This is a genomic window from Rhodoblastus sp., assembly GCF_041915505.1.
Taxonomy (GTDB): Bacteria; Pseudomonadota; Alphaproteobacteria; order Rhizobiales; family Beijerinckiaceae; genus Rhodoblastus.
This window is the reverse complement of sequence record NZ_JAYSBG010000277.1, coordinates 1-4,755: the sequence shown is the minus strand read 5'-3', so window position 1 is coordinate 4,755 and position 4,755 is coordinate 1. Positions and strand designations below refer to the sequence as shown.

General features: G+C 65.2%; 5 protein-coding genes and 1 pseudogene. 2 read left to right on the top strand and 4 right to left on the bottom strand.

Annotated elements, in window-relative coordinates; translation table 11 throughout:
* Positions 1 to 637: PPK2 family polyphosphate kinase (locus ACE3S9_RS15035; RefSeq protein ID WP_374547291.1), on the bottom strand; the 637-nt coding region annotated here is incomplete at its 3' end.
* A gap of 271 nt (positions 638 to 908) precedes the next feature.
* On the opposite strand from ACE3S9_RS15035, the gene ACE3S9_RS15030 reads away from it, so the two are divergent.
* Positions 909 to 1,670, top strand: a complete 762-nt coding sequence (locus ACE3S9_RS15030) for a cell envelope integrity protein TolA (protein WP_374547290.1) — start codon at positions 909 to 911, stop codon at positions 1,668 to 1,670.
* 200 nt (positions 1,671 to 1,870) lie between these two features.
* On the top strand, positions 1,871 to 2,209 hold the full coding sequence (locus tag ACE3S9_RS15025) for a Rieske 2Fe-2S domain-containing protein (protein WP_374547289.1): 339 nt from the start codon (positions 1,871 to 1,873) through the stop codon (positions 2,207 to 2,209).
* Between the two features lie 89 nt (positions 2,210 to 2,298).
* On the opposite strand, the gene ACE3S9_RS15020 is transcribed toward ACE3S9_RS15025, so the two are convergent.
* From ACE3S9_RS15020 to ACE3S9_RS15010, 3 genes and pseudogenes are all read right to left on the bottom strand, one after another.
* Positions 2,299 to 2,460 carry a hypothetical protein gene (locus ACE3S9_RS15020; RefSeq protein ID WP_374547288.1) on the bottom strand — a complete coding sequence of 54 codons (162 nt, stop codon included), beginning with the start codon at positions 2,458 to 2,460 and terminating at the stop codon, positions 2,299 to 2,301.
* 11 nt (positions 2,461 to 2,471) lie between these two features.
* Positions 2,472 to 3,944, bottom strand: coding sequence for a putative sulfate exporter family transporter (locus tag ACE3S9_RS15015; RefSeq protein WP_374547286.1), 1,473 nt, complete (start codon positions 3,942 to 3,944; stop codon positions 2,472 to 2,474).
* Between the two features lie 165 nt (positions 3,945 to 4,109).
* Positions 4,110 to 4,755: pseudogene (locus ACE3S9_RS15010) on the bottom strand (arylsulfatase); the annotation flags it as partial.

Sequence of the window (4,755 nt, the reverse complement as noted above, 5' to 3'; positions counted from 1 at the left end):
TCCGATCAGGGTTGTCGAGGCGCTTCATGAATCTTTTCTTCTGCTCCTTCTTCGAGAGGTTGAGGAAGAACTTGAGCACGATCACGCCCTGTCGGCTGAGGTAATCCTCGAAATGGGCGATATCGGCCAGGCGCTCGTCCCAGATCTTTTTCGTGACCTGTTCGGGCGGCAGTTTCTGCGCCTTCAACAGCTCCTGATGCACCCGGACGACCAGCACCTCTTCATAATAGGAGCGGTTGAAAATCCCGATCCTGCCTCGCGCGGGCACGCGTTGCGAATAGCGCCACAGAAAGTCGTGCGCCAGTTCTTCGGAGGACGGCTGCTTGAAGGACGACACCTCGCAGCCCTGCGGATTGACGCGCGACATGACGTGCTTGATGGTGCCGTCCTTGCCGGCGGCGTCCATCGCCTGAAACACCAGCAGCAGCGACCAACGGTCCTGGGCGTAGAGCATGTCCTGCTCGGCCGCGAGCCATTCGCTGCCGCGCGCCAGAAGACCGGCCGCCTCCTCCTTGTCCATCTTGAGGCCGAGCGTCTCGCCGGGATCGAAATCCTTCAGCCGGAATCCCTTGCCCGAGGTCACCCGGAACGGCCGGACATATTTCTCGACGCTGTCGAGAATCTCTTTTCTTGGCATGAGACGCTTTCCTTCCCCTTGCATCGCCGGTCGCAAAGCGCCGGGACGCTCATTATGACGAAAAGCTAACAGAAGATTCGCGAGAGCAAAAATCGCGCGGCGCGGCGGCGTCATTGGTTCTTTGCAAGGACGGCTCGCGTCACTTGCAGGTTGCCGGCCCGGTTCATTCGGTCTAAGGCGGCCCATCGCGACCTTCCGGTCGCGCGTCCGATTCAGGACCACGCCCTCGCGCGCGGTCGGCGCCGGACCCTGCAATGCCAGAGCGGATCCCATGACCGGCGTCGAGGTCGCGGAGGCAAGCGAACAGATCCGGGCTATGCCGCCTGCGCAAGGCGTGCGTCCGCTTTGGCTGCGGCCCCTGGCGCTGGCCGCGATCATCGGCCTGCACAGTCTGGCCTTTGTCACGTTCAAAGGCGCGGTGGCCCTCTCTCCGGTCGATTCCGTCGAGGTCGCGCTGGTGTCGCTGGGCGAGAGCGCCGAAAACCAGACGCGCGTCGACGCCATCGCGCCAAGCGAACCGGAGCCGTCGCCGCCCGCAGCCGCGCCGCCGGACCATGCGCCGCCGCCCCTGCTCGCGGCGCCGGACGCCCCGCCTCTGCCGCTGCCCGCCGCCCCCGAGCAGCCGGCCGAGCCGCCGCGCGACAAACCCGCCGAACGGAAACACAAGCGCGCGGAACTTGCGCCGACGCGCCAGCCGCCGCAGGCCGAGCGGCAGGAGGCGCGCCGCGGCGCGCATAATGGCGCCACCGCCGGCGGTCTGTCGCACGCTTCCTATGCCGCGCTGCTGTCGGCCGAGATCAACCGCCGGCGCTTCTATCCCGCCGCGGCTCGCGCCGCCGGAGCGACGGGCGATGTCGGCGTGTCCTTCACGGTGGGGCCGTCCGGCCGCGTCGTCAGCCATTCCATCACCCGCTCATCGGGCGATCCGACGCTCGATTCCGCTGCGGGCGCGATCCTTGCGGCGATCCACGCGCCGCCGCCGCCGGGCGGCAGCTTCAGCGCCAATACCAGCATCCGCTTTCACCTGAATTGAACGGGTCCGCCGCGGCCTCTTGCCCTCGACCGTCGCGCGGAAATCATCAGCGCCGTCGCGGTCGCGGCGGCCTGACGCGAAAGGCGCGGGACGTCGCCTTTGCGACATTCGCCGCCCCCGGCGCGCGTCTGCGCCTGCTTTTTCGCTGGCCCGCAACTTGCCTGTTCCAAAGAGAGATTCACATTCGGAAGGCGAGTCCCATGGCTTTCACCTCCATCTGCGATGCCAGCGCCGTCAAGGAAGGCGGCATGGGCTTCTTTGTGGCCGGCAAGAAAAGCGTGCTGTTGGTCTGGCCCGAGGGCGGCGAGCTCAAGGCCTTTCGCGGACGCTGCCCCCATGCCGACGTGCCGCTGAACGAAGCGACCTTCAGCGGAAAAGTGGTCACCTGCCCGCATCATCAATGGGGTTTCGACGTCGCCTCCGGCAAATGCGTGACGCATCTCGTCCGCAACACGCTGCATCCCTATCCCGTGCGGGTTGAAGGCAGCGAGATTCAAGTCGATGTCGGTCCCGTGCGTACGCCTGCGCCGCCGGCCTGACGGCCTTTCCTTCCATCGAAGACGGAAACGCCGGCGGGAGGCCCGCCGGCGTTCGTCGTGTAGCGGCAAGCGCCTCTGGGAGAGCTCTTTCAGCCGACCGGAAACAGCCGGCTCAGGATGACGAGAATGACCAGCAGGACCAGCCCGAGACCGAGGCTCCAGCCGATCAGCTTCTTTTCGATGGGCAGCAGCGGCTCGACCGGATTGGCCAGTTCCGCCTTCAGCTTCTGCTCTGCGACGTCATGGGACATGGGAAAACTCCTCAACCGGCGAGCGGCGGCTTGACGCCCGCGAAGAACAGCCAGGAAATGATCAGGCCGACCCAGATCACGAAGCCGAACAGCGACACGAAATAAACCGCCGCCAGCTTGCCCAGGCCCTCCGCCCACAATTTGCGGAAATTCGAGAGCACGCCGATCGAGAAGAAGGTCAGGATGAAGAAGATCACCCGGAACACATTGGCTTCGCCGATGGCCGAGGCGAGCTTGGGCAGGCTCTGCGCGTCGGCGTTCAGGGCGAGCGCCAGAGCGATCGCGAAAGTCGCGATGAAGCCGAGGATGAATTTCGGGAAGCGCTGCCAGATCTCGCCGATTTTCGCCTTCTCGCCGCCCTTGGCCGCGTCGATGTAATTGGTCCAGATATAGGCCAGCACGAAGGCCCAGACCCCGATGAAAATGTCGATGAACACTTTGATCGTCGCAGTCGTGGCGAGGATCCAGCCCGGCTGGTAATGCACGCCTTCGCCGGCCGCCTTGGCGTTGATGAGCGATTCCGCAATGCCGCCCGCCGCCAAGGCTGCGCCGTCGGTCTTGACCGCCAGGCCGAGCCAGGCGGCGGCGACCAGAGGCTCGCCGGAGAGGAAGGTCTGCGCGAGGAAGGGCAGCACCAGCACTTCGACCACCGCGAAGATCACCACCAGCGACGACACCAGCACCGGAACCTGTGGCCGGGCGCGGATGGCGCCGCCGACCGAGATCGCCGCCGCCACGCCGCAGATGGAAATGCCCGAGGCCAGAGGCGCCGCCCATTCGCGCGAGAAGCCGAAGAATTTGCGCGAGATGTAATAGACCACCGCCCAATAGATCAGATAGGCCTCGACAATCGCCGCGACGCCGCGCAGCAGGATCGAAGACGCCAAATTGAGCTTGCCCGCCGCCGTCACCGCGATGAAGGCCCCGAGGATGACGATGGCGATCTTGATGTAAAGCTCGGGCCGGATCGCCTCCTTCAGCCAGTCGGCGAAGCGCGGGAAGAAATTGGCGATGACGAGGCCGACCACCAGCGCGACCAGGAAGCCGCCCTCATTGGTCAGTTTCAGCGACCAGGACAGGCCGAATTTCGCCTGATCCGCCGGCGTCACCACCGCGAGGCTGGCGTAGGAGCCGACGATCCAGCTCGCATAGGACAGAGCGAAGGCGACCGCGAAGCCCGCTGCGAATTTCTTCACATCGGCGCCGAGCACCGCCGCGCCGGCGCTGAGCACCGCCAGCAGCACGACGAAGGTCGTGAAAAGAGCCCCGGCCCCGCCGAGCGCGGCATAGGATTTCGCGGCCGGCGCCAGCGCCTTGGAGGCGTCGGTCCAGACCGCCGTGGTCACCACCCAGCCGATCAGGTCGGCGCCGAAATAGGAGGCGATCGCGAGAAGAAAGATCGCGAAACCGATGACGACCGCAAGCCAGTCCTCGGTCAGATTGGGCCGCGTCACGGCGGCCGGCGTCAAGACTGCTTCGGTCATGCCTAAGCCTTTACTATATTATTTCCATAGATATTGAGAATGTTTTCCGACCCGGTCAACAAGATTGTTCGTTTTAACGAACGGGCTGGAGAAGGCGCGACGCCCTGCGCGATGCGCCGCCGGAGAAGATTTTCCTCCCGCTGGCGGCTACCCGGGCGGCGCGCTTCATTTCAGCTCCACCCGCACGGTTTCGATCTGGCCGTTGAAGGCGAACGGCGCGCGATAGTCCGGGCTGACTGGGGCGCCGGAATCGAGCCCGACATCGAGCGTTTCATTGTAGGAGAAGACCAGATTTTCGATCCGCCCCTCAGCGACGGTCGCGCCGTTGACCGTCAGCTTGCCCGTTCCGCCAAAGGGCCCGCGCGGTCCGCGCGGCGTCACGGATGGATCGGGCGCAAATTCGAAACCGATCTCGACCGGACCCGCGGGAAGCGGCTTGGCGGCGACGAGCTTGCCGGAAACATTGCCGAAAGCCCGCGCGACATAAGTCAGCCGGCCGTCCTGCAGATAGATCGAAAAGCCGCCATAATCGCCGCCATCGGCGAAGATCACGCCTTGCGCCTTGGCCGACGCCGTCAGCCGCGCCGTGATGCTGTGGGCCCGGCCGGAGAATTTCGGGCCGATGCGCTGCGGAATATGATCGGCGCCGGGACGATAATCGAAGATCGTGCGGCCATCCGCCGGCGAGGGCAACGGCCTGCGCTGCGGCAGCAGCGGATAGATCTGCGTGCGCTTCGCCTCGCTATCGAACAAGGCGACCAGCTCCTGCAATTTTTCCGGACGGCTCGCGGCGAGATCATGCGCCTGGCTG